Source organism: Candidatus Riesia pediculischaeffi, from assembly GCF_002073895.1.
Taxonomy (GTDB): domain Bacteria; phylum Pseudomonadota; class Gammaproteobacteria; order Enterobacterales; family Enterobacteriaceae; genus Riesia; species Riesia pediculischaeffi.
Genome location: NZ_CP012839.1, coordinates 8,168 through 32,828, shown reverse-complemented (window position 1 = coordinate 32,828; position 24,661 = coordinate 8,168). Strand labels below are relative to the sequence as shown.

General features: G+C 29.5%; 17 protein-coding genes, 1 tRNA gene and 3 pseudogenes. 13 read left to right on the top strand and 8 right to left on the bottom strand.

The genetic code is table 11. The features are described from left to right. The first annotated feature begins 46 nt into the window (after positions 1–46). Together dapB and AOQ87_RS00180 are read left to right on the top strand one after the other, a co-directional pair. A complete protein-coding gene (gene dapB, locus AOQ87_RS00185) occupies positions 47–847 on the top strand; it encodes a 4-hydroxy-tetrahydrodipicolinate reductase (RefSeq protein ID WP_080626432.1) in 801 nt (266 codons plus the stop codon). Between the two features lie 911 nt (positions 848–1,758). Next, positions 1,759–2,142 (top strand): annotated as a pseudogene (locus AOQ87_RS00180) (peptidoglycan DD-metalloendopeptidase family protein); the annotation flags it as partial. A gap of 45 nt (positions 2,143–2,187) precedes the next feature. Here AOQ87_RS00180 and ptsP read toward each other — a convergent pair. Both ptsP and AOQ87_RS00170 read right to left on the bottom strand, forming a co-directional pair. Then, a complete protein-coding gene (gene ptsP / locus AOQ87_RS00175) occupies positions 2,188–3,921 on the bottom strand; it encodes a phosphoenolpyruvate--protein phosphotransferase (RefSeq protein ID WP_080626430.1) in 1,734 nt (577 codons plus the stop codon). Positions 3,922–3,968: 47 nt separating this feature from the next. After that, positions 3,969–4,226 (bottom strand): HPr family phosphocarrier protein, encoded by a 258-nt coding sequence (locus tag AOQ87_RS00170; protein WP_039719585.1) that lies wholly within the window; start codon positions 4,224–4,226, stop codon positions 3,969–3,971. A 543-nt stretch (positions 4,227–4,769) separates the two neighbouring features. Between AOQ87_RS00170 and ligA the strand changes: the two genes are divergently transcribed. Further along, a complete protein-coding gene (gene ligA, locus AOQ87_RS00165) occupies positions 4,770–6,527 on the top strand; it encodes an NAD-dependent DNA ligase LigA (protein WP_080626429.1) in 1,758 nt (585 codons plus the stop codon). Between the two features lie 86 nt (positions 6,528–6,613). Here the strand turns inward: ligA and bioA are convergent, their stop codons facing one another. Next, positions 6,614–7,924: an adenosylmethionine--8-amino-7-oxononanoate transaminase gene (gene bioA / locus AOQ87_RS00160; RefSeq protein ID WP_042524691.1), complete on the bottom strand. Its 1,311-nt coding sequence runs from the start codon at positions 7,922–7,924 to the stop codon at positions 6,614–6,616. A gap of 89 nt (positions 7,925–8,013) precedes the next feature. Between bioA and bioB the strand changes: the two are divergent. The 6 genes and pseudogenes from bioB to AOQ87_RS02725 form a co-directional block, all read left to right on the top strand. Then, positions 8,014–8,949: pseudogene (gene bioB, locus AOQ87_RS00155) on the top strand (biotin synthase BioB); the annotation flags it as partial. A 73-nt stretch (positions 8,950–9,022) separates the two neighbouring features. Further along, positions 9,023–10,213, top strand: a complete 1,191-nt coding sequence (locus tag AOQ87_RS00150; RefSeq protein WP_039719639.1) for an aminotransferase class I/II-fold pyridoxal phosphate-dependent enzyme — start codon at positions 9,023–9,025, stop codon at positions 10,211–10,213. Continuing rightward, complete coding sequence (bioC, locus tag AOQ87_RS00145) at positions 10,203–10,955, top strand: malonyl-ACP O-methyltransferase BioC (protein ID WP_158000740.1); 753 nt, start codon at positions 10,203–10,205, stop codon at positions 10,953–10,955. Before AOQ87_RS00150 ends, bioC begins: the two co-directional genes overlap by 11 nt. Continuing rightward, positions 10,948–11,628, top strand: coding sequence for a dethiobiotin synthase (bioD, locus tag AOQ87_RS00140; protein WP_185751050.1), 681 nt, complete (start codon positions 10,948–10,950; stop codon positions 11,626–11,628). Before bioC ends, bioD begins: the two co-directional genes overlap by 8 nt. A 230-nt stretch (positions 11,629–11,858) precedes the next feature. Then, positions 11,859–12,383, top strand: a complete 525-nt coding sequence (locus AOQ87_RS02730) for a Bax inhibitor-1/YccA family protein (protein WP_478209982.1) — start codon at positions 11,859–11,861, stop codon at positions 12,381–12,383. A gap of 17 nt (positions 12,384–12,400) precedes the next feature. Beyond that, positions 12,401–12,601 carry a Bax inhibitor-1 family protein gene (locus AOQ87_RS02725; protein WP_052471811.1) on the top strand — a complete coding sequence of 67 codons (201 nt, stop codon included), beginning with the start codon at positions 12,401–12,403 and terminating at the stop codon, positions 12,599–12,601. Positions 12,602–12,694: 93 nt separating this feature from the next. Here AOQ87_RS02725 and rhtA read toward each other — a convergent pair whose 3' ends face one another. Beyond that, positions 12,695–13,564, bottom strand: coding sequence for a threonine/homoserine exporter RhtA (gene rhtA / locus AOQ87_RS00130; protein ID WP_042524684.1), 870 nt, complete (start codon positions 13,562–13,564; stop codon positions 12,695–12,697). 483 nt (positions 13,565–14,047) lie between these two features. Between rhtA and AOQ87_RS00125 the strand changes: the two genes are divergently transcribed. Continuing rightward, complete coding sequence (locus tag AOQ87_RS00125) at positions 14,048–14,617, top strand: GTP cyclohydrolase I (RefSeq protein ID WP_080626426.1); 570 nt, start codon at positions 14,048–14,050, stop codon at positions 14,615–14,617. Between the two features lie 76 nt (positions 14,618–14,693). On the opposite strand, the gene metG is transcribed toward AOQ87_RS00125, so the two are convergent. Continuing rightward, complete coding sequence (gene metG / locus AOQ87_RS00120; RefSeq protein WP_052471813.1) at positions 14,694–16,313, bottom strand: methionine--tRNA ligase; 1,620 nt, start codon at positions 16,311–16,313, stop codon at positions 14,694–14,696. Positions 16,314–16,670: 357 nt separating this feature from the next. Between metG and dcd the strand changes: the two genes are divergently transcribed. Beyond that, positions 16,671–17,255: a dCTP deaminase gene (dcd, locus tag AOQ87_RS00115; protein WP_039719590.1), complete on the top strand. Its 585-nt coding sequence runs from the start codon at positions 16,671–16,673 to the stop codon at positions 17,253–17,255. Positions 17,256–17,522: 267 nt separating this feature from the next. Here dcd and AOQ87_RS00110 read toward each other — a convergent pair whose 3' ends face one another. Next, positions 17,523–18,851 carry a TerC family protein gene (locus AOQ87_RS00110; RefSeq protein WP_052471814.1) on the bottom strand — a complete coding sequence of 443 codons (1,329 nt, stop codon included), beginning with the start codon at positions 18,849–18,851 and terminating at the stop codon, positions 17,523–17,525. A gap of 543 nt (positions 18,852–19,394) precedes the next feature. On the opposite strand from AOQ87_RS00110, the gene AOQ87_RS00105 reads away from it, so the two are divergent. Together AOQ87_RS00105 and glyS are read left to right on the top strand one after the other, a co-directional pair. After that, the gene (locus AOQ87_RS00105) at positions 19,395–20,261 is read left to right on the top strand and encodes a glycine--tRNA ligase subunit alpha (RefSeq protein ID WP_080626684.1); all 867 of its coding nucleotides are present in this window, start codon (positions 19,395–19,397) and stop codon (positions 20,259–20,261) included. A 2-nt stretch (positions 20,262–20,263) separates the two neighbouring features. Next, on the top strand, positions 20,264–22,342 hold the full coding sequence (glyS, locus tag AOQ87_RS00100) for a glycine--tRNA ligase subunit beta (protein WP_185751048.1): 2,079 nt from the start codon (positions 20,264–20,266) through the stop codon (positions 22,340–22,342). Between the two features lie 613 nt (positions 22,343–22,955). Here the strand turns inward: glyS and AOQ87_RS00090 are convergent. Continuing rightward, positions 22,956–23,029 (bottom strand) — tRNA-Ile (locus AOQ87_RS00090). A 17-nt stretch (positions 23,030–23,046) separates the two neighbouring features. Next, a pseudogene (gene rpoD / locus AOQ87_RS00085) lies at positions 23,047–24,661 on the bottom strand (RNA polymerase sigma factor RpoD); the annotation flags it as partial.

Genomic DNA, 24,661 nt, shown 5'->3' with positions numbered 1-24,661 from the left:
GAGAGTAATTGTTCTTTTATGAGAAAAATGGAGAGTTATAGATAAAATGAACGTTTCTGAATATGATCGAAATCGTATCAGGATAGTTATAGCAGGGTCTTCTGGAAGGATGGGAGGAAGTTTGATTAAATTCTTTTCTAAAGATCGAAGATTTTTAATAAAATTTCTTTTAGAAGAAAGCTTGAAAAAAGGTATTAAAATCAGATCATACTTTAGTTATCAGAATATTTCTGATCAGTTTGATATTTTTGTCGATTTTACCAGTCCTTTAGGAACAATGAAACATGTAAGTTTATGTAAGAAACTGGGTAAACCGATTATCATTGGAACAACAGGGTTTGATAAAAGACAGATACGTTACATTGCTCAATTCTCTCAGAGTATTCCAATATTAATTTCTGAGAATTTTAGTTTCGGTATGAATTTTCTATTTAGATCCTTTCAAAAATTTTCTAATTTCTTAATAAAAAATTATGCTATAAAAATAATGGAGATTCATCATAAGGATAAAATCGATGTTCCTTCTGGAACATCCATTAAGATCAAAAACATTTTTTCTGAACTGATAGTAAGAGAGAATAATTTAGATTTCAATGATGAGGGACGTGATTGTTGTAAGATAGATTCACAAAATAAAAATATCAACATTTCTTCTGTTAGATCTTTCTGTAGTGTCAGCGAACATAGAATTTCATTTTCGAACCGATATGAGAAATTAGATATCAAACATACTGTACAAAATAGAGATGTTTTTTGTGAAGGAGTGATGAGATCTTGTTTGTGGATTGTCAATAAGGATAAAGGATTATATAGTTCGCAAGAAGTTTTTTTCGAAAGAGATGGGTAGGTATTATTTCATTCCCATTATTCAGGGAATCTGTTCATGAGGTTATTCAAAATATGGGTAGATACTATGCGCTTTTAAGGTTGAAATCGGTTATTTATTTCATTGATGCTATCTTCCTTTAGATATCTTCAGGATAAAGTAGTTTCGTATCGTTCACAATGTATTACCGCTATCTAAACGAGAGATGAATAAAATTGTGAATCGTGTAATTAATGTTAACCGTGATATCTATCGATAGTTGACTGTTGGATGATACTTTACGTCGAATAAAGAAGGATATTTCGAACTAGCAACATCTTGTTTTATATGTGTAAATACATCTACTTGAAGATTCATATCGATTATTCAAGTAAATAAGAGATGTCGGCATGTTTGTTTTAAAGGTATGTACGTGGAATATTTTGATAGATCGATAATATTTTTTGACAACTATTTTATGGAATAATATCCTTGAAAAAGTTTTACAGATTTACGAATGTTATTTATGATATGAAGGCACGTGGTGTTTTTGAAAGTTAATTTTATATTTAAAGAAAGTTATCCTTTAAATCATATTTTTTTTGATAATACTTCTATTAAAAAATAGATTAATTTTTATAAGTATTATTAACCTCTTGAGAGAAGAAATTTTTAGTATTTGAGAAACGTTACAAAGAAATATAAGGTTCAAAAAAATCTTTTAGGATGATTATGAAATTGGATAAATATCATGGTAGGTAAAATTTTAGTGAAGATGATGAACTTTATAGTTCATAAAAATTTTAAAATTTGTAGACATAGTGAACTGTATTTTTAAAAGATCCTTTCAATTTTTTCTTTCTTTCTTTATTATACTTCTGGAAAATAAGAATAGTTTTTTTTCTAGAGTTGAAAAAGTATCGGAAGTATCCTTCTTGAATTCGGATAACGATTTTTTGAAATATCCTGCTGAAAGATTCTTCAAGGTTTCTTCTCATTTTAATCTGAAAAGGGTCAATCCTGTTACTGGTTTGATTTCTCCTCATAAAGGGATAGATTTACCGATGCCTGTTGGAACCTCTGTGTTATCCGTAGCTAACGGAACAGTTTTTACTGCAAGATATAGTAATATCGCCGGATATTTCATTGTAATACATCACAAAAATAGATTGATCACGAAATACATGCATTTGTTTAAGTTGTTAGTTAAACCTGGACAAAAGGTGAAAAAAGGTGAAAGAATCGGTCTTTCTGGAAATACTGGAAGAACTACCGGACCGCATCTACATTATGAAATCTGGATTGGTGAAGAAGCGATTGATCCATTAACTATAAAATTTTAGATTACAATATCTTTCAGATCGAAGGACTGTTGTTTTTGATCAAAAATGCATATCATTCTCTTTATGGAATCTCTCTATCTCATTTCTGATTTCTTTAGAAGAAGGTAATCTTAAAATTTTTTCCGTGATCTCTTTTGCTTCTTGAAATCTTAATCTTCGAATTTGCTTTTTGATCTTAGGAATAGAGACAGAGTTCATACTGAACTTATCTAATTCCATCCCAACTAAGATAATCGTCGCGAATTCATCCGAAGCCAGTTCACCACACATGCTCACTTCTTTCCCTTCCTGATGTGCATTTTCTATTACTTTTTTTATCAATCTTAATACAGACGGTGATATTGGATCATATAAATAAGATATCGATTGGTTTCCTCTGTCAACTGCCAGTGTATATTGAGTTAAATCATTTGTTCCAATGCTAAAAAAATCTACTTCTTTTGCCAACTCTCTAGATATAATGGCTGCAGAAGGCGTTTCTATCATAATTCCAATTTCTATGTCTTCTCTGAAGATATAATTTTTACGGGATAACTGGTTCTTAATAAAAGAAAGTTGACTTTTTAGATGTAGTATCTCTTCTAAAGAAATTACCATCGGAAACATGATCTTTAAATTTCCGAAATGAGTTGCACGTAGTATAGCTCGTAATTGTGTCAACATGATATCTTCTTTATTTTTTATGATTCTTATTGCTCGTAATCCTAAAAAAGGATTTTCTTCTTTCGGTATATTTATGTATGGAACAAATTTATCTCCTCCAATATCTATCGTTCTAATGATGACTGGTCTTGGATTCATGATCTCTGCAACTTCTTTGTAAGTTTGAAACTGTTCTTCTTCAGTAGGAGGATTGCTTCGGTTCATGAACAAAAACTCTGTCCTGTACAATCCGATCCCTTCTGATCCACTTTTTTCTATTAAATTTATTTCTGTATTATCTCTAATGTTTGATTGTAAGCTAAATTTATGATTATCTAATGTAATTGCTGGAAAATGTTTGAGTTTTTTTAATTCTTTTTTCCAAATTGCATGATTTATCTTGATTTTATTTACTTCTTCTATTTTTTCTTGAGATGGATTTCTATAAATTCTGTTGTTGATCGAATCTAAAATGATATGATCATTTGTTTCAATAAGTTTGGTAGCATGTTTTGTTCCAACGATGGTGGGAATATCTAATGATTTTGCTATGATTGAGACATGAGAATTAAGGTTTCCTTTATCCATAATCAATCCGATGATTTTTTCTGTTTTTGATTGTACTATGTCGGATGGAGATAGATCTTCTGCAATCAAAATAATTTTCTTTGAAATCGTAGATAGATCAATAATAGGAATTTTCATTATATTTTTTACTATTCTTTCTCTAATATCTTTAAAATCGATTATTCGATTTTTAAGATACTCGTCTTTTACATTACGTAATATCGATATTTGACGGTCGATAACTTTTGCAACTGCTGTAGAAGATCTGTAATATTCATCTTGTATACAACTTATCACATCTCTTTCAAATTCTTCATCCTCAATCAACATGATATGTCCTTCGAATATCTCTATTTTTTCCTTATCTACTTTCTTCTTCTTTAAAAAATTTTTTATAGATTTAATTTGATCTACTGATTTTTTTTTGTTATAAGAAAAAACATTAATTTCGTCTCTAACTTGACATTTGGAAATTTTTTTATAGTTTATAGCAATTTTTTCTTTCTTAAGAACAACACAATTTCCTGAGATAATTCCTGGAGAAACTGGAATTCCTTTAATCATAAATATACCTTACTTGTTTAAGAGAAAATTAAAATAAATTTTTCATTTTATTTCAGTTGATCTATCAGTCTTGTTAGAACCTCTACGGCATTTCTTTCATCTTTTCCTTCAGCTGATATTGTGATAATGTCACCAGAAGATATGCCAAGAGTCTGTAATCTGAATAAACTTTTTGCGTTAACCATTTTTTTTTTAAAAATAATTGTTATATCAGAAGAAAAATCTTTTGCTTTTTTTACGAATTGAGAAGCTGGACGTATATGAAAACCGTTTTTAATGTTTACAATGACTTCTTTTTGGAACATATTGATGACCTGATTATTAAGTTTAATTGAATGCACAAATTATTTTGATAAATCATCAAATTTTCGGCATGATATTCTAGAGAATTAATTAGGATTTTTAAAATAATACATTTTGTACAAATCAGAAATTATAAAAATAAATATATTAAATTTATAAGGGTATCTGACGTTTCTAGTATACTGAGTATATTTTATTTTTGAAAGTTATGTTTTGTCATTTTAGAAAATTGTATAGATATAACAAATGATATCTGTTGTATATGGTCTGAATTTTAGATGGATCAATGTGAAAGCATGCTTACATAGATCGATCATTTTATCGCAAAAGTTTCAAATTCTACAATAGATTTTTACATTAAACTTTTATTTCTAGATCATTTGTCATATATGATTCGTGTGTTGAATTTTCAATTTTTAAAAGATTAGTTTTTCTACTTATTAAATATGATAGATTTTATTTTTTGTATAAATCATTTTATCGAAAAATTTATAACATATTTGAATGGTTGAAACAGTCGAAATTCTTATAAAGAATATCAAAATATGAAGAATAAAAACATGCAGAGATATTTATCTCGTTTAAAAAAGAAGATTAAAAAATATCAACGATTGTATTATGTATTTGGAAAATCAGAAATACCAGATTTTGAATATGATTTAATGGTTCAAAGATTGAATAATATAGAAAAAAACTCCGCTAAACAAATTCATATCGTCTCTGATCTAAAGAGTGGAAGCAATCTGGTTAAACATCATTCTCCGATGCTTTCATTGAGAAATATATTCCATGAAGATGAGTGTTTAAGATTTTATAGAAAGGTACTGAAGATTCTTAATAAGAAGAACGAGGAGATACATTTCTGTTGTGAGTTGAAAGTAGATGGGTTGGCGGTTAATTTAATTTATAAAAATGGAAGACTTCATAGCGCTTCTACAAGAGGTAACAGTATTCTTGGAGAAGATATTTTTTCGAATGTCTGTAGATTAAAAGATATCCCATTGCTGATTCAAGATGAACATGGATATATCCCAGATCTGATGGAAGTTCGAGGAGAAATTTTTATGAAATTTAAAAAGTTTAAAGATTTTAATAAACATATGAAGCAAATGAACGGAAGAACTTTTTCTAATCCGAGAAGTGCTGCCGTAGGATTAATAAGAAAAACATGTCAAAAAAATCTTATAAAGAGATTCTTAAATTTTTTTAGTTATGGTTTTGGTGTTATCAAGTATAATGGATTGGCTAAATTTTATAAAGACCAATTTAAATCATTAATATTGTTAAAAAGTTGGAATTTTCCAATTATCGAAAATGTTAAATTATGCTCATCTGCTGATGAAATTTTAGAGTATTATAAAATTGCTTGTGATATAAGAAATCAGCTATGTTATGGAGTAGATGGAATAGTTATAAAAGTTGATTCTGCAATATACCAAAAAATTCTAGGTTATACATCTTATGCACCGAAATGGTCAATTGCATTTAAGTTTCCTATTCAAAAAAAAACAACCACTCTTGTAGATGTTATATTCCAGATTGGAAAGACCGGAACGATCACTCCTATCGCAAAAATAAATACTATATCATTTAATGGAATTCAATTTAGTCGTGTAACTTTACATAATATGAATTTTATAAAGAGACTTGGAATTAAGATAGGAGATGAAATTATTGTAGGTATTTCAGGAGACGTTATACCGAAAATTATTGAAAAAATATCTTCTTCTACGAGACAATATTCCAAAGAGATCATTTCTCCAAAATGTTGTCCAAGTTGCTATTCTTCGGTTCATTTAGAGAAAAATGGAAAAATAAGATGTATGGGAGGCATAGTTTGTGATTCTCAAAGAGAATCTATGATTAACCATTTTGTTTCAAAAAAAGCTATGAACATTATCGGGATTGGAAAAGTAATGGTAAAAAATTTGGTAAAAAAAAATATTGTCAGAAATCCGGTAGATTTGTATCATTTAAAGTGTAGTTCTTTACTGAAGATAGATAGAATGACAGAACGTTCTGCTAAAAAAATTATTTGTTCAATTGAACAATCGAAGAACACTACTTTAGATAGATTTTTGTATTCTTTAGGAATTCAAGGAGTAGGACAGGTTTTATCTAGAACTATAGCGAATAACTTTGATTATTATCGATTGTTTTTAAGATTCTCTGAAGGAAAATGTTCTTTTTCTGATTCTAGTGTAAAAATAGGAAAGAGTGCTGCAAGTAGAATTGTTTCTTTTTTTAGAATAAGATCTAACAGAGAGATGTTTATTTCTCTTAGGAAAATACTAAATTTTTAATGTATTCAATACATGAATAGTAATTCTTGATGTGGACATTTATTTATTTAAATATGATAGAGAGGAGAAGTATTAAGTTTTTGAAATCAGATGATTATATCTGATGCGAACTCACTGTTTGATATCGTAAAAATTACTTCTTTAACCGCATCAGTAAGTTTTGTTAAATCTTTCTCTTCAATAATGTAAGGTGGAATTATATAAATTATTTTTCTAAATGGACGAATCCATACTCCTAAATCCACAAATTTTTTTTGTAAAATATTAAGATCTATTTGGTTTTTCATTTCCACTACACCTATCGCTCCCAAAACTCTTACATTTTTTACTAAATCGTTGAATCTGATCGAATCAAGCTCTTCGATCAACTGTTTTTCTATTTTTTTAATTTTTTTTCTCCAAGAACCACTTATTAAAAGATCTATGCTGGAGTTTGCTACCTCACAAGCTAACGGATTTGCCATAAACGTTGGTCCATGCATTAAACATTTAGCTTCTCCTTCAGAAATTGTGTTAGCGATATCTTTTGTGGTCATAACAGCTGCTAAAGTTAAATATCCTCCAGTTAATGCTTTTCCCAGACAAAGTATATCTGGAAAAATATCACCATATTCATAAGCAAAAAACTTACCTGTTCTTCCGAAACCAGTGGCGATCTCATCTATAATCAAAAGAACATCGTATTGATCGCACAATTTTCTCACATTCTTCAGATAATTCGGATGATAAAATCGCATACCACCTGCTCCCTGTACTATAGGTTCTATTATCATAGCAGAAATGTGATTTGAATGGTCAACGAATAATTTTTCCAGAAACAAAATATGTTCTTGATTTCTATCTTCATGAAAATTACAATATGGAGCTCTAGTGAAAAAATTTTTTGGTAGATATCCTTTATATAGACTGTGCATTGAATTCTTTGGATCACATACAGACATCGCGCCCAGTGTATCTCCATGGTATCCGTATTGTAGGGCTACAAACTTTTTTTTATTTTTTTTTCCTCTCGATTGCCAATATTGAACAGCCATTTTTAAGGCTATTTCTATAGATACAGATCCGGAATCAGCCAGAAATACACATTCTAATTTATTTGATGTAATATTAATCAATTTCTTACATAAAGAAATGGCGGGTTTATGTGTAATTCCTCCAAACATTATATGCGACATTTTTTGTAGTTGTTTTTTGATCGATTTATTTAAAATTGGATGGTTGTATCCGTGTATTGCAGACCACCAAGAAGACATACCATCAATTAAATAATTACCGTTGGATAGTTTTATTTTTGTTCCAGAAGCGCTAACAGCTGGGATCGAAGAAATGGCACGATTAATAGGAGAGTATGGATGCCAAACATGTTTTGAATCGAAATTTATCTCTGATTTTTTCATCTTGATATTTATGCAATTATTTTTATTCATTACTTATATCATAATTAATTTTAATTAAGAATATTTGTTATCTTCAACAAGAGGTTTAAATGAAGAAAAAGTGGACAATTTCCCAAGCAGACAAGCTGTTCGGTCTACCGTTTTTTGAACTCATCTTTCAGGCTCAGCAGACGCATAGAATTTATTTTAATCCGCAATCAATCCAAGTTAGTACTTTATTATCAATTAAGACTGGAAACTGTCCAGAAGATTGTAAGTATTGTTCGCAAAGTGCACGATATAGGACAGAACTAAAAACGAAAAAACTGTTAGAAATTAAAGAGATAGTGGATTCTGCAAAGCAAGCCAAAAAAATAGGAGCTACCCGGTTCTGTATGGGAGCAGCTTGGAAGAATCCTCATGATAGAGATATACCGTATTTACGAAAGATCATCAGGAAGGTGAAATCTTTAGGTTTAGAAACTTGCATGACGCTTGGAAGTTTAAGTGAGAATCAAGCACGTTCTTTGTCAGAAGCTGGGTTGGATTATTATAATCATAACTTAGATACCTCTGAGGAATTTTATGAAAAAATTGTTACCACTCGGAAATATCATGAAAGGCTTGAAACAATTGAAAAAGTACAAAAAGCTGGAATTAAAGTATGTTCTGGAGGAATTTTAGGATTAGGAGAAGGAACGAAAGATAGAGCATCTCTTTTAGTTCAGTTAGCTAACTTGCCTAAAACTCCAGAAAGTGTTCCGATCAATATGTTAGTTAAGATTAAAGGTACACCTTTCTTTGATAAAGAAGATATAGATTTTTTTGACTTTGTCAGGACAATAGCCGTAGCTAGAATTATGCTTCCACAATCTTTTATAAGGTTATCTGCTGGAAGAAAAAATATGAATGAACAGATGCAAACTTTATGTTTTATGGCAGGGGCTAATTCTGTATTTTCTGGATGTAAATTATTGACTACGGATAATCCAGATGAGAAGGAAGATCGTGCATTATTTAAAAAATTGGATATTGACGTAATGAGAATTGATGATTTAAACAATCTTTCACATGACAAATCCTTATCCTCAAAAGAAAAATTACGTTTTGAAGATTTCTATGACGCATATTCATAATAGTTGGAAATTTTTTTTAAAAAGATCAATTTACCTTAGAAAAAGAAGAAATATTTGGAGAAATAGATTTGTAATTCGTCAGAATGATCCGACAAAAATAACTTTTAACGATAAAGAATATGTTAGTTTTTCCAGTAACGATTATTTAGGATTAAGTTTCAACAAGGATATTAAAAGATCTTGGAAGATCGGATTAGATAGGTATGGTAATGGAAGTTCAAGTTCTGGACATATTGTTGGGTATAGTGAAGAACATGAACTTTTGGAAAGAAGATTATCATTATGGCTTGGATATGAAGAAGCTTTGCTATTTGGTTCTGGTTATTCAGCAAATCAGAGTATTGTATTTTCTCTTATGAAGAGAAAAGATTCGATTTTTGCAGATAAAAAAAGTCATGCTTCTTTTGTAGAAGCAGCTGCGTTCAGTAGATCTACTTTTAAGAGGTTTGTTCATAATTCTGCAGACTCTTTACAGACGTTATTACAAAAATTTTATGGTGACAAAAATCTCATATTTACAGAAGGAATTTTTAGCATGGATGGTAATTTTTCTAAATTAAAAATGATTCATGAAGTATCTCAAAAATATGATTCCTATTTGATGGTAGATGATGCTCACGGAATAGGTGTATTTGGAGAAGGAGGAAGAGGAAGTTGCGATATGTTTCAAATACGACCTGAGATATTGATGATAGGTTTTGGGAAAGCTTTTGGAATATGTGGATCAGCCATACTTTGCAGTGGTGATATGAAAGATTATCTTTTAAACTACTCAAAGAATTTAATTTATAGCACGATGATGCCGGCATCTCAAGCATTCGCTCTACTTGAATCACTTCGTCAAGTCAAGAAATCTGATCATTTAAGAAAGAAGTTGAGAAGAAATATTGAATTTTTTAAAGAGATGACAAAAAGATATAAGATTCCCTTCTTACATGAACTATCGAAAAGTGGAATTCAACCGATTATTGTCGGAAATGATCAGAAGTGTATTGAACTGTCTGAATTTTTATTTAAAAGAAACATTTGGACTCAAGCTATCTTTCCTCCAACTGTTCCATTTGGAACTTCAAGAATTAGAATCGTTATTACTGCTTGTCATGATGTTGTCGATATTGAAAAATTGGTACTTTCTTTAAAAGAATTTTTTGATCAAAATGAATATGAACAATAAGAATGCTATCGCTTTTTCTTTCGGAAGAGCAGCAAAATATTATGATGATTTTGCGATATTACAAAGAAAAATTGGGACACGTCTTTTTAGAAAATGTTCTGATAGTTTCGAACAGAAAATTATATTAGATGCTGGATGTGGAACTGGATTCTTTAGCAAGAAGTGGAAACTGATCGGTAAACGTGTGATCGCATTGGATATATCACAGGAGATGCTGAAAGTAGCTAAGGTAGGAAATTCTGCGTCTTGTTATATGCAAGCAGATATAGAATCGATTCCGTTAAAGAGTAATAGCGTTGATCTATGTTTTAGTAATTTAGTTTTACAGTGGTGTAGAAATATCCATATTCCACTTAGTCAGATGTATAGAGTGACTAAATATGGAGGTTTGGTTGTGTTTACGACATTAGCGGATGGTTCTTTGAAGGAATTAAGACAATGTTGGGAAAAAGTGAATAACCTTTCCCACTTTAATTCTTTTTTAACTTACGAAGAAGTTGAGATTGCTTGTAAAATTTGGTTGAATAAATTAGAGCAAATATCTTGGTACTTTTTATATCCTTCCTTTCAGAGCTTGCTAAATTCCATTAAAGGGATAGGGGCAAGCTATCTATATAAAAGGAAAAAAAAAGGTTTGATGACTCAAAAGTATTTGGAGAAATTGGTTCGAAATTATCCAAACGTAGATAATATGTTTCCGTTAACCTACAAAATTATATTTGGAACTTTATATCGTGAATAGATGTTTTTTCATAACAGGAACAGATACAGATGTTGGGAAAACTGTAGTTAGTTGCATAATGTTGAAGAAAGCAAGTAATGTAGGATACACAACCGTTGGTTATAAACCAGTTTCTACAGGTGTTTCAGAGAAAAGTTCATTAAATTTTATAAATTCTGATATATCCCTGCTAAGAAAATACAGTGATTTGAAATTAAGTGATTCAGAGATTAGTCCGATCGTTTTTTCTCAAAAAACATCCCCTAATATTGCAAGCAGAATAAACGGAAGAGAGATAAATCTAGAAGTCATAAATTTTGGACTAGAAAATTTAAAAAGAAAAGCAGATTTTATCGTGGTTGAAGGAGTCGGTGGTTGGTATACTCCACTTTCATTTGATATGAAGATATCCGACTGGGTAAAATCAAGAGAAATTCCTATAATATTGACAGTTTCTTTTAAAATCGGATGTATCAACCATGCTCTACTGACAGTAGAGGCTGTTCAAAACAGTAATCTTAAGATCGTTGGATGGGTGGCGAATAGATTTTCTTTAAAAAAGAAATTTCATAGTAATTATTTTTATTCTCTTCTTCATATGATTCCATACCCTTGCATTGGAATAATACCAGATATTTCTGATTGGCAATCTTATCCAATGGAGAAGTATATTAAATCAAGATATATTTTTTGATTTTTATATTGTTTATTTATATATCGTGGTATTTAATGATTCAATCTGAATGTTACCAAATTAGATTTATTTTTTTACACATTCATCCTTTGAAGAAGAAGAATATTTGATGTGTTCATAAGAAATTAAATTCTATTTGATCGATTTGTATCTGTAGTATTGTGTTTATCATTTTTTTTTATATGGTATAATCAGTGGTTTTTAGTTCTTATTTGTTTTTCATTTAACTAATGAAAATGGGGGTATATGTGAATCAAATTGATCGACAAAGTGAATCATTATTTCATAGAGAAAAAACTAGGTTGCAGTTTTATATGGCGAACGTTTATGGATGGATGTCTGTATCTTTATTGTTAACAGCGTTTGTTTCATTTTATATGATCAGGAATGAAAAAATTATTTTTTTCATGTCTACGAATAGATGGGTTCTCCTCGTTGTTTTTCTTGTTGAGATATTTTTGGTGAATTTCTTAACATCATCTGTATTACGTAAGATTGATGGAGATTCTGTTACTACTTTGCTCATGTTATACTCCTTATTGACTGGAATTACAATTTCTTTACCTCTGTTTATCTATACAAGTTTTTCTATAGTATCCACATTTTTCATATCTTCAATCATGTTTGGATCATTATCCGTTTATGGATATAAGACAAAAACAAGTTTGAGCGCATTTTCTAGTTTTTTATTTATGTCCATTGTTGGAATTATCACCGCTTCATTTCTTAACATGTTGNCGGAAGTTCTACATTAAACTTCTTCATAACATGTTTGGGAATACTTACTTTTTCTGGTTTGGCTGCGTACGATAGTCAAAAGTTAAAGGAGATGGGATCAAGTTTATTTTCGTGTGAAAATTCGATCAGTAAGGATGTCATGAGGAAACATTCCATTGTTGGAGCTTTAACGTTATATTTAGATTTTATCAACATTTTTCTTGTTTTGTTGCAGATTAATGGAGAACGTAAATAATCTATCGTAAATTTTTTATTTATTTTTAGAAGTATTTTTGTTTGGAGTTCATGAGTTTCGGATTGATAGTTTGTTCGGTAGATTTCTATAATTCTATCTTTTCGTACCAACTAACGTTGATCCGATAGAGGCAAATATTATAAAGAGAAGGGCGACCCATTGAACACAACTTAAATTTTCGTGAAGAAAAATTTTTCCGATTAAAGCTCCTATCGCTGGTTCTAAACTCATTAAAGTTCCAAACGTTCTTGTCGACATTCTTGTGAGTGCGAACATCTCTATGGTATATGGAAATGTTGTCGATAAAAAGGAGACAGCACATGCAGTTGGTAAAATTGAAAAGTTAAAAAGTTCATGTGCTCCAACTTTAATTATTCCTAAAGGAAAGAAGATAAGTGTTGAGATTAATGAACCTAGGGATACTGTAATTGAAGATCCGTATTTTGTTCCAGCTATTTTTCCAGAAACGATATATGCACTCCAGCATATTCCAGCTAGTAGAGCATATATTATTCCAATCGGATCTAGTTCACTGTTATTATAAAACGGGAAAAGAAGTAACAATCCTATCATCACCATTATGATCCAAAAGAAATCAATTATCTTTTTAGATAGGTAAAATGCGACGGAAAGAGGACCGGTAAACTCTAAAGCCACAGCTATTCCAAGAGGGATTCTGTCCAAGGAGAGATAGAACAAAGAGTTCATTGATCCAAGTGAGATCCCATATATTATGAGATGAATGAATGATTCCTTCTTGAATCTTTTTTTCCAAGGTTTGAAAAATGTACATAATATTATGGAAGCAATGAATAGTCGTAACGCCGTCACTCCAAATGTCCCAATGCTTGGAAACAGTTTTTTTGCTAAGGAAGCACCACTTTGTATGGATATCATTCCAGAAATTAATGATATTATACAGATTCTAGATTGCCATTTATTATTACTTCTGATGGAAAGCATATAAATTCCTTCAAAATTGTTTTAGAAACTAGATCGTTTAACTGTTTTTAAAGATGTTTTTTTGATATAAATTTTAGAAATAGACATGAATACTTTGAAAAGTATAAAGTTGATTCGGTAAATTCGATTAGAGAAACTGTGGAGTTTAATTTTATTTTTAAAAGTATATAGATGATTGAACAGTTTTTAAAGATGTCAGTCTATATTAAATCGATAACGATAGGTATCCTCATTACATGAGATGATGCGGTTCCAAAATCGATAAAATCTTTTTATAAAGAATTTAACAAAAATTTTTTTTAGCTTTCAATAACATCAACATTTTTAGGATAATTTTCTGTAAATATACATTTTAGCTATCTTGTAAAGATCTTATTATCTTAGGACAAGATAGGAGTATCTCTTTAAAATTATGGTTTCCGTGAAAAATTCATAAAACTTTTTTTATTAAAATTCATCGATCAATTAGGAGTATAAAAAAAGATGTCTTTTTTGAACGAAGATGTAAATCTAATTCGMAAAAAACTGCAATTGTGCGGATTAGACATACAATCTAACAGTAATTTTAGTATATCTTTTAAGAAACTTTCTAAGTTATATTCAGAACTGTTTTTTAAATCAGATTATCGAGATTTTCCAAAATTCAAACTAATGGAAAATAAAATACAATTTAACGAAATGATTATTATCAGAGATGTTCAGTTCATCAGCATCTGTGAACATCATTTGTTGATAATAGAAGGAACTTCTACCGTAGCATATATTCCGAAAAAGTATATTGTTGGATTGTCTAAAATCAGTCAAATAATACATTTTTTTTCCAAAAGACCTCAATTGCAAGAAAAGATGACTAAACAAATATCGATTTCTTTAAAAAATTTGTTAAAAACTGAAGATGTTGCAGTATTTATAAATGCGGTTCATTACTGTATGAAAATAAGATATGCACAAGACAGATCGAGCGATGTTGTTACGACTGAGTTAAGTGGATCGTTCGTCTCAGATAATCTACTTAAGGATCGTTTTCTTCGATTTTGTTACAGCAATCGATGATATGAAATGATGAAACTATCGAAGTTTTTTATGATTTAAAGAAAATCGGAAAGATTTGTACATTTGAATAATTTAACTACAGTCTCTTATTGTTCTCAATTTTTTTGATGAGATGTTCGAAATCGTTAATTCTATGATTCAACAATGGATATTCTATACTGTTCCAACGAGTATGAAATGGATAATTTAAAAATTTAGCAGACTTTTCTGCTAATTTTGGTAATATTGGAGATAAATATGTCATTAATATTTTGAATAAGTTTATCCCAGTTGAACAAATCTTATGCAATCTTCTATGCTCCAATTTATGATCGATCTTCCATGGAGAACGAGATTCAACGTACTTATTCGCTACATCCGCAAGAAAAGATACTCTCCTGACAACAGAACAAAAGTTTAGCGATAGGAACAATTTCTTGATATTTTTAGATTCCATTACAAACTTTTGATATATGATTGAACTATCTAATTGTTCAGATAATTCGTTGTCAAAATGTTTCTTTATAAAAGATGCGTTTCTTGAAGCTAAATTCACAATTTTATTGACTATTTCGCTGTTTATCTTATTTACAAAATCTGATAGATTAAAATTTATATCGTTTAATTTCGATGATAATTTAGAAGCGTAATAATATCTCAGATGATCTGAATTAAAATTATTCAGGTAAGATTTTGCTGTAATAAAATTTTTTTTAGATTTGGACATCTTCTTTCCATCGATTATTAGATGACCATGTACAAAAATGTTATTTGGCTTTCTATATTCTATTCCTTCTAAAATTGCTGTCCAAAATAGAGTATGAAAGTACATGATATCTTTTCCTATAAATTGAAAGAGAAGATCTTCTGAATCTTTTTTCCAAAAATTTTCGAAATCTATTTTCCTTTTTCTAAAGAGATTTTGGGAAGCTGCTATATAACCGACGGTAGCATCTAACCATACATAAAAGTATTTTTTTTTCTCTTCTGGAATTTTAAATCCAAAATAAGGATTATCTCTTGTGATATCCCAATCTTTTAATCCTTGTAAGATCCATTCTATAGATTTTTTTTTGACAGATCTAGAAATTGGAACCCTATTAATCCAATTAAGTATATCTTTCTGAAAATAGGATAAATCAAAGAACATGTGTTTAGTTTTTTTGATTTTTAATGGAGACTTAGAAAATATGGAATATGGTTGGATAAGTTCTATCGAATTATAGATCGCTCCACAGACTTCGCAGTTATCTCCATATTGGTCTTTAGATTTACATTGTGGACAAGATCCTTTTACGAATCGATCTGGAAGAAAAAGTTTGTTTTCAACATCATATAACTGAAAGATAACTTTATTTTTTATGTATCCATTTCTTTTTAATAATAGATATAACTTCTGAGATAATTTCTTATTTTCTGAATGATGAGTAGAATCATAAAAATCGTGTACGATGGAGAATCTAGAAAAATCCTCTTTATGTTCCTTGTGTATTTCTTGAATCATTTTTATTGGATCCATCTTTAATTTCTTAGCTCTTATCATGATCGGTGCTCCATGAGAATCATCAGAAGATATAAAAAAGATATTCTCTCCTTGCATTTTTCTATATCTCACCCATATATCCGCTTGGATATGTTCTAACAAGTGTCCTAAATGAATCGGTCCGTTAGAGTACGGAAAAGCACAGGTAACTAAGATGACTTTTTTTGTACACATTTATGTTATTTCAGTATTGTTTTACGGATGTCTAGATGATATCAGTTATTTTCTTAAATTGAAACATTTGTGTTTAATCTGAACATTTTGTTTTAGTTGAAACATATTTCTTTATTTTTATTTAGTTAATTGACAACTGTGTAATATTTTAACATCGTATATAACACTCATGAAAAGTAAAAATTTCAAATATAATCTTGTGAAATGAAGTAATTTTTGATTTACGAAATTTAGTTTCTTTGATACCATCCATATGCTTAAGGAAAAGATTAAGATGTATGATAGGATATATGATATTTTTATTTTATGGTTGATATGTAAATATAACATGTTTTCATTCACTTGAAGGAGCGATTTATGCGATTATGTGATAAAGATATCATTCATCAGTTAAAATCTGGAAGAATAAGTATTTCTCCCTATCCTAAAGTAGAAAGAATCAGCGGAGTGACAGTAGATTTTCACTTAGGTAATGAAGTTAGAATTTTTAGAAAGAAAAAAATTTTTCCATATATAGACCTTAGTCAATTGTCAAAAAAGATAAGTAACAACTCTCTAGAAGATATGATTAGCAGGAGAGTTCTTTTAAAAGACTGTGAAAATATCTTGTTAAACCCATCTGAGATAATATTGGCGATTACCTATGAGCACCTCTCCCTGCCGAGCAATGTAGTAGGTTGGATAGATGGAAAGTCATCCTTTGCAAGATTAGGGTTAATGATTCATGTTTCTTCAAATAGAATAGATCCCGGATGGAGTGGAAAAATTGTACTTGAAATCGTCAATTTAGGAAAATTTCCATTGTTATTAAAGCCGAATATGGTTATTTGCGAGATCAGCTTTGAAGAAATTTCTCAATCCTCTTTACGACCATATAATTCTAAAAAAGAATCGAAGTATCATAATCAGTTTCATCCTTCTATTTCTTTTATTAGTGGATGATCTTGTTTATTTTAAATCTATCGAATTTAATCAAATAAATTTCTGCAATATAACGATTTTTTATTATATTATTTATACGATTTTATTATGAGGATATTTAATCCTATTTTTATCACTTCCAATGGTTTGAGTATCCGCTCGATTTTTCGATGTAACATTTTATCATTTCTTATCAAGAATCTTTCTATTTTTCATGTAGTCCTTGATATCTGAAGTAGTTATGACGTTTAAGATCGTATTTAACTATTGTTGTATAAATATTGAACGTTATATCTGGAATCCTTCTTCCCCCTGATCGAATTGTATATTTCCTGAAATTGTCCGCATTACATCTATTAATGTTATAGTTCCTTTGATGGATCCGAATTTATCAGATACAAAAGCGAAATGTTCTTTAGATTGTTGAAACTGTTCTATTGATTGTAATAGAGATAAATTATTCGGAAGAATAAGTGGTTTCGTTATTAATTTTCTTAGATCAAATGTTTGATTCTTGAGTTGTTGTTTTAATATGTCGGAAACATGTGCAATTCCTATAGGTTCATCGCTTATTGATGCGTTGATTATGACAACGTAGTTTAGACGATTCTTCTTTATCACTTTTAAGATATCTTCTTTCGTCTGATCGATGTCCACGTATTTGATATCGTTCTTGGATGTCATTACGCTATTTACATTTCTTTGAGCGAATCTAAGGAAACGAATTATCATCTGTTTTTCTCGACAATTGAAAGAACTATTCGTATCATTTGATAAATTTGAAGTTTCTTCGTGTGAATCTATTGCTAAATCATGTTTTCCTTCTAAAATTCTTAAGTGATTTTCTACCGTTCTTGCCCTGAGTAACTTTCTATTTTTGAGTATTTTTCTTCTATTTAAAATAGCGAATTGATTTAAAATTTCGATTAATATGGAAAAACTTACTGAAAAATATAGATATCCTTTCGGTATTGAGCAACCAAACCCTTCTAAAAATAAGCTGAAACCAATCATTAATAAAAAACTTAAACAAAGTATTACGATGGTCGGATTACTGTGAATTAATCCAGTCAATTGTTTACTTGCGATTATCATCAAAATGGTGGAAATGATGATCGCAGTTATAACAACTTGGATATGATCTATAATTCCGATGGCAGTGATTATAGAATCTACTGAGAATATAGTATCTAGCAGTATTATCTGAATTATGATATACCAATATTTTGCAGTTCTTTTATCGTTTCGATGATCTTTTTCTTGTAAATCTTTTCCTTCTATCCTTTCATGTAGCTCTGTAGTAGCTTTAAACATTAAAAATAATCCACCAAACAATATTAGAAAATCTTTTATACTGAATAGAAATCCGAATATAATGATATTCGGTTGATTTAAAGAAATCAGATAGTTTAAACTGAATAATAGGGAGATTCTAATCAAAAGTGCACTTATTAATCCAACTGCTACAGCATTATTTCTTTTATTAGATAGTTTTTCAGATAGAATAGTAATGAAAATTAAGTTGTCCACACCGAGAACGATTTCGATAATGATTAAATTAAACAATCCTATCCATAGGATAGGATCATACAACCACCAAACAAGTTTTTCTATCATAAAAGTTGGATAATTTTGGAAGATCTTCTAAGGACTTTCATAAAATATTCATAGATGTATTAAAAATATATAGATTTTAATTTAATATTATCGCATAAATATAACTCAGAGATTAAATTTTATTTTTAAAATATAGGTATCGAATTCCTTCTAAGAAATCTTATGACAATCATAATAAATTTTAAAAATATTTTTCTTCACTATTTTCAATGAAACATGTTTCTGATAATGTTTTTATAGATTCGATGATAAGAAAGATATAGAATGGTCTACAGTCCATTTACAAAATTGAAGTCTAAATATTTTATAGGATCTCTGATTTAAAGTACCGCTAAATAGCTTTATTTTGCATGGTCTATATCTAACATTTTGTAAGATTAGAATTATTCACAATACTTTATAAAAAATAGTATTGAATTTAAAGAAATTTTTTAATTTTGCATATTAATATTTAATATTACACTGTATTCTACATATCTCTATGAATAGAGGTCGTTATCGACTGTGATGGATCGTATATAAACATAAAATGAAATGATCGACATGAAAATAACATTTCAAGAAATTATTTTTATTTTGCAAGATTACTGGATTAAACAAGGATGTGCAATAATTCAACCGATTGATATAGAGGTGGGAGCTGCTACCTCTCATCCTATGACATGTTTATACGCCATTGGTAAAAAATCAATCGCTATTGCATATGTGCAACCTTCTAGAAGACCAATAGATGGAAGATATGCAAATAGCAAAAATAGGCTTCAGCACTATTATCAATTTCAAGTAATTTTTAAACCATCTCCATTTAACATACAGGAGATTTATTTAAAATCTTTAGCTTCATTAGGTATTGATTTAAAAAACAATGATATCAGATTTGTAGAAGATAACTGGGAGAATGAAACCCTTGGAGCTAGTGGAGTTGGATGGGAAATTTGGTTAAATGGAATGGAGATTACACAATTTACTTACTTCCAAAAAGTTTGTGGAGCGAAGTGCGAAGTGGTCGTAGTAGAAATCACTTACGGTCTAGAGAGACTTTCTATGCACGTACAAGATATAGATAATGTATTTGATCTGATATGGGCAGATAGTAAATTTGGAAGAATAAGATATGGAGATATGTTTTATCGAAGTGAGATAGAACAGTCTAAATACAATTTTCAATATTCTGATGTAGATTTTTTGTTGAAAAGTTTCAAAGATCATAGAGAACAATCAATGAATTTGCTTTCTTTTGGAGAAAGATTACCCGTTCTGTCTTACGAACATTTACTAAAATCTATACATTATTTTAATTTGTTAGATGCAAGAAATATTTTTTCTGTTCATGAGAGAAAAGTATATATATCGAAGATATACAGTTTAATTAAACAAATCGCTAAAGTTTATTTAGATTCGTACAAATGAATATGTGTGTCAAAAAATTTTTTCATAAAAAAACTTTGCTAGTTGAGATAGGAACAGAAGATCTTCCATATAAAAATCTTTGTTTGATATCAAAGAGATTTTCTAAAAATTTTGAAGATCGATTAAAAAAAAATTACTTCAAATTTGAAACAATATACAGTTATGTTTCTTTAAGAAGATTAGCCATCAAAGTAGTTGATTTATCTTTCGAAACAAGGAATATTCATCTTATAAAGGATGTTAAAGAAGGAAACGTTTGTTCAAAGAAAAGTTCTTTTCGAAGAGGATTGAATGATTTTGAAAAAATAGTTCATAAAGATCATCATGATCGTAAAAAAGATGAATATCTCTTTGTCCAACAATATCTGAACATTACATTGATTAGAATGGTAGAGTTCTCTTTAAAAGGATTGTCATCTTTTGGTTTTATGAGATGGGAAAATGGGAATATAAAGAGTCATTTTATTCGTCCAATTAGAAGTGTAACGATCCTTTTAGAAAAATTTCTAGTAGGTCAAGGAATTTCCATATTTGGAATCAATATTGACAGAAAAATATTTGGTAATCGTTCATATTCGATGAAAAGAAATGTTTTGCTAAGATCATCACATCAGTATCCTCATATTTTACATAGATTTGGTTATGTCATTCCAGATTATAAGATGAGAAAATCTATTATCCGAAAAAAAATTGGTATATTCATCGAAAAATTACAGGGATCAGTGAAATTATTTCACAGAATATTAGATGAAATAACAGCGATGGTAGAGTGGCCAAATTTATTACAAGCTAGCTTTGAAAGAAAGTTCTTATCTTTACCAAGCGACATTGTTTTACATATTGTGCAAACTGTTCATAAGTACATTCTGATATATGACAAATATGGTAGATTAACTACAAAGTTTATTTTTGTTTGTGATGTTTCAAGTTTGAAAAATAAAAATAAAATTATTTCCGATAATCAGAAGGTCATTAATTCTCGTTTAGAAGATATCTTATTTATCTTTAATGAAGATAGAAAATGCAGTTTGAAAAGTTATTTACCTAAAACGAAAAAAATCTCATTTTGTGAAGGATTGGGTACTATTTATGAGAAAATAGAAAGATTAGTATCTTTGTCGAAATGGATATCTGGAGAAATAAAAATGAATCAGAAAGAGTTGCTTTTAAGAGCAAGTCTGTTGTCGAAATGTGATTTAGCGACTTCTATGGTAAAGTATTATCCAGAGATTCAAGGAATTGTTGGGAAATGTTATTCTCATCTAGATTCGGAGATCGAAGATGTTTCAGAATCTATTGAAGAACAGTATTATCCACGTTTTTCAAAAGATCGATTACCGAATTCTAAAATCGGAGATATTTTATCTATATCAGATAATATAGATTCTATAGTAGGAATGTTTGGAATTGGAAAGAGGTATCATGGAAAAAAAGATCCATTTTTCTTGCGTCGTATGTCTGTTGCGGTATTAAGAATAATAATTGAAAAAGGGTACAATATCGATCTTTTAGAAACTGTGAAGTTGTCCTTAGATCTATATAAAAATAATAATTTCTTTCGAGTAGATGGAGTTTTAGAGGATATAAATAGTTTTTTTATAAAAAGGATCAGATATTTATACCAACAAAACGGATATGACATAAAAATGGTTGATTCAATTTGTTTGAACTCTATCAAGGATATACGAGATTTCGATTTAAAAATTAGAGCTTTGCGACTTTTTAAGTTGAATCGAAAATCATCTGATGTCGTACGGATAAACAAGAGAATTTTAAGAATTATTAATAAATTTACTTTTGATCATAAAAAAGATATCGACCTTTTACTTCTTAAATCACCGCAAGAGATAAATTTAGTTAAAGTATTTCATTTAGTCAGTAAAAAAGTGAATGAACTATGTCGAAAAAGACTATACTTTGAAGCAATAGTAAAAATGTACGATTTAGTAGATCCTGTAGATCGGTTTTTTGAACATGTTATGATCATAGATAAAAATCATATAGTCATGGAGAATAGATTGATAATTTTAAACGATATAAAATCTTTATTTTTAAAAATTAGTGATTTTTCGTTTTCATAAAATTAGTGCGTATCATACAGTTTATGTTCATGGTTTTATATTGATGTAAAATTTACGATAAAGTTTGAAGTAATAATTAAAAAAAATGACCATATTGAGGAGGAAAAGAAATAAAAGAACAAGTTTTTGTGTATTTTTTGAATGTTCATCATACCTGATACGAATGGAACCAGGTATCTGAACACTGCTACGAATCTTGACAAAAAGATTATATAAAATAACTTACCTTGGTCTTTTAGGAATAGTTTTATTCTTCTGATTTTTATATCATATTTTTTAAATATGAAGTTTAATTTTTTTGTTCTCGATGAACATATCATATAACCAAAAAAATGGCAAATAATCGAACCTAAAAAAGATCCGATTGTTATCGTGATCCATATCGTGATGTTGTTGTTAAGATTTTCATTAGCTAAGATGATTAAGGCTAACAACGTGATATAGGCTGGTGGAAGAAGAGTTGAAATTAAGATTATGGATTTTCCTAAGGATATTAGAAATATAGAACAGACTATCCAGTTTGGATTGGATTGAATTTTTAACAATATATGGTCTGCCATGATGGTTTATTTTTATATTTCTTGTTGAGGATTTTAATAGTATATTTCAGAAGTGGCCCTTGCTGGATTCGAACCAGCGACCAAACGATTATGAGTCGTCTGCTCTAACCTTCTGAGCTAAAGGGCCGATGATTTTTATAAAAACTATTCGTCTAAAAAACTTCTCAAAAGTTCTGAACGACTTGGATGTCTCAATTTTCTTAAAGCTTTCGCTTCTATTTGTCTGATCCTTTCTCTAGTGACATCAAACTGTCTTTCTTCCGACTTCTTCTAAAGTATGATCAGTATGCATATCAATTCCAAATCTCATTCGAAGGACTTTAGCTTCTCTTGTAGTTAGACCGGAAAGTACCTCGTTGGTTGCAGATCTTAAGCTTTCTGAAGTAGCCGACTCTATAGGCAGTTCTAATGTTGTATCTTCTATAAAATCTCCTAGATGGCTATCCTCATCATCTCCAACTGGAGTTTCCATTGAAATAGGTTCTCTCGCTATTTTAAGGACCTTTCTGATCTTTTCTTCAGGGATCAACATTCTTTCTGAAAGTTCTTCTGGAGAGGGTTCCCTTCCCGTTTCTTGAAGTATCTGTCTAGATATATGGTTCAATTTATTGATCGTTTCGATCATATGAACTGGAATGCGAATCGTTCTAGCTTGGTCAGCTATGGATCTGGTAATAGCTTGTCTAATCCACCATGTTGCATAAGTAGAAAATTTATATCCTCTTCTATATTCGAACTTATCTACAGCTTTCATAAGTCCTATATTTCCTTCTTGAATGAGATCCAGAAACTGTAATCCACGGTTGGTATACTTTTTAGCTATCGAAATTACCAATCTTAAATTCGCTTCTACCATTTCTTTTTTAGCTATCCTTGCCTTTGTTTCCCCTACAGATATCTTGCGATTGATTTCTTTTATCTCACTGATGTTCAATCCCGTTCTACGTTCGATTTCGTCCAACTTTTCTAGAGCTCGAATAATCTTAAAATTTAACTCTATTTTTAGATCTTTTTTGTTTTGATTATATTCTATGAATCGTTTCAAATCATGTCTCATCGATCGGTTTGAAAAAAATTTCAAAACACTACCTTTTTGGAGTTTGTATTCCTTAAAAGAAAGGTCTATAACTATTTTTTCCTGTAATTTTATTTTATCTATAGTTTTTCTTATATCTGATATAATAAAATCAAGTTGTTTAGGAACCAACCGAAATTGTTTAAAAATATTACACAATTTCTGAATATTGGATATTGATCTGAAATTTTTTCTTCCTCTTTCTTGAATAGATCTCATCACCTTTTCATATTGATTATGAAGTTCTAAAAATTTTTTTCTAGCTGTTTCCGAATCGATATTATTCCAGTCTTCATCAATAATATTATTTTTTTCTAAGTTGTTTTTGTTGATATTTTTTCTTTCGTATCTGTTTGATAAAAAATCATCTGAAATAAAATTAATTCGACTCTTTTTTGAATAAAAGCTATCTTCATGTGGATCAGAACGAACATCTTCTGCTGATATCCCTGCGATTATATCAGATAAACGTATTTCACCGGATTCAAATCGTAGATATTGTTGCAAAATATAACAAATGGATTTCGGATATTCTGCTATGGAATGTTGAACCTGATTGAGACCATCTTCTATTCTTTTTGCGATATCAATCTCACCTTCTCTTGTTAGAAGTCCTATTGTCCCCATTTCTCTCATATACATTCTAATTGGATCTGTCGTTCTTCCGATTTCTTGTTCAACGCT

Bases quoted from the DNA above. Each gene is read 5' to 3' on its own strand.
- dapB (WP_080626432.1), top strand. From the start codon at position 47: ATGAACGTTTCTGAATATGATCGAAATCGTATCAGGATAGTTATAGCA.
- ptsP (WP_080626430.1), bottom strand. From the start codon at position 3,921: ATGATTAAAGGAATTCCAGTTTCTCCAGGAATTATCTCAGGAAATTGT.
- AOQ87_RS00170 (WP_039719585.1), bottom strand. From the start codon at position 4,226: ATGTTCCAAAAAGAAGTCATTGTAAACATTAAAAACGGTTTTCATATA.
- ligA (WP_080626429.1), top strand. From the start codon at position 4,770: ATGAAGAATAAAAACATGCAGAGATATTTATCTCGTTTAAAAAAGAAG.
- bioA (WP_042524691.1), bottom strand. From the start codon at position 7,924: ATGAAAAAATCAGAGATAAATTTCGATTCAAAACATGTTTGGCATCCA.
- AOQ87_RS00150 (WP_039719639.1), top strand. From the start codon at position 9,023: ATGACGCATATTCATAATAGTTGGAAATTTTTTTTAAAAAGATCAATT.
- bioC (WP_158000740.1), top strand. From the start codon at position 10,203: ATGAACAATAAGAATGCTATCGCTTTTTCTTTCGGAAGAGCAGCAAAA.
- rhtA (WP_042524684.1), bottom strand. From the start codon at position 13,564: ATGCTTTCCATCAGAAGTAATAATAAATGGCAATCTAGAATCTGTATA.
- metG (WP_052471813.1), bottom strand. From the start codon at position 16,313: ATGTGTACAAAAAAAGTCATCTTAGTTACCTGTGCTTTTCCGTACTCT.
- dcd (WP_039719590.1), top strand. From the start codon at position 16,671: ATGCGATTATGTGATAAAGATATCATTCATCAGTTAAAATCTGGAAGA.
- AOQ87_RS00110 (WP_052471814.1), bottom strand. From the start codon at position 18,851: ATGATAGAAAAACTTGTTTGGTGGTTGTATGATCCTATCCTATGGATA.
- AOQ87_RS00105 (WP_080626684.1), top strand. From the start codon at position 19,395: ATGAAAATAACATTTCAAGAAATTATTTTTATTTTGCAAGATTACTGG.
- glyS (WP_185751048.1), top strand. From the start codon at position 20,264: ATGTGTGTCAAAAAATTTTTTCATAAAAAAACTTTGCTAGTTGAGATA.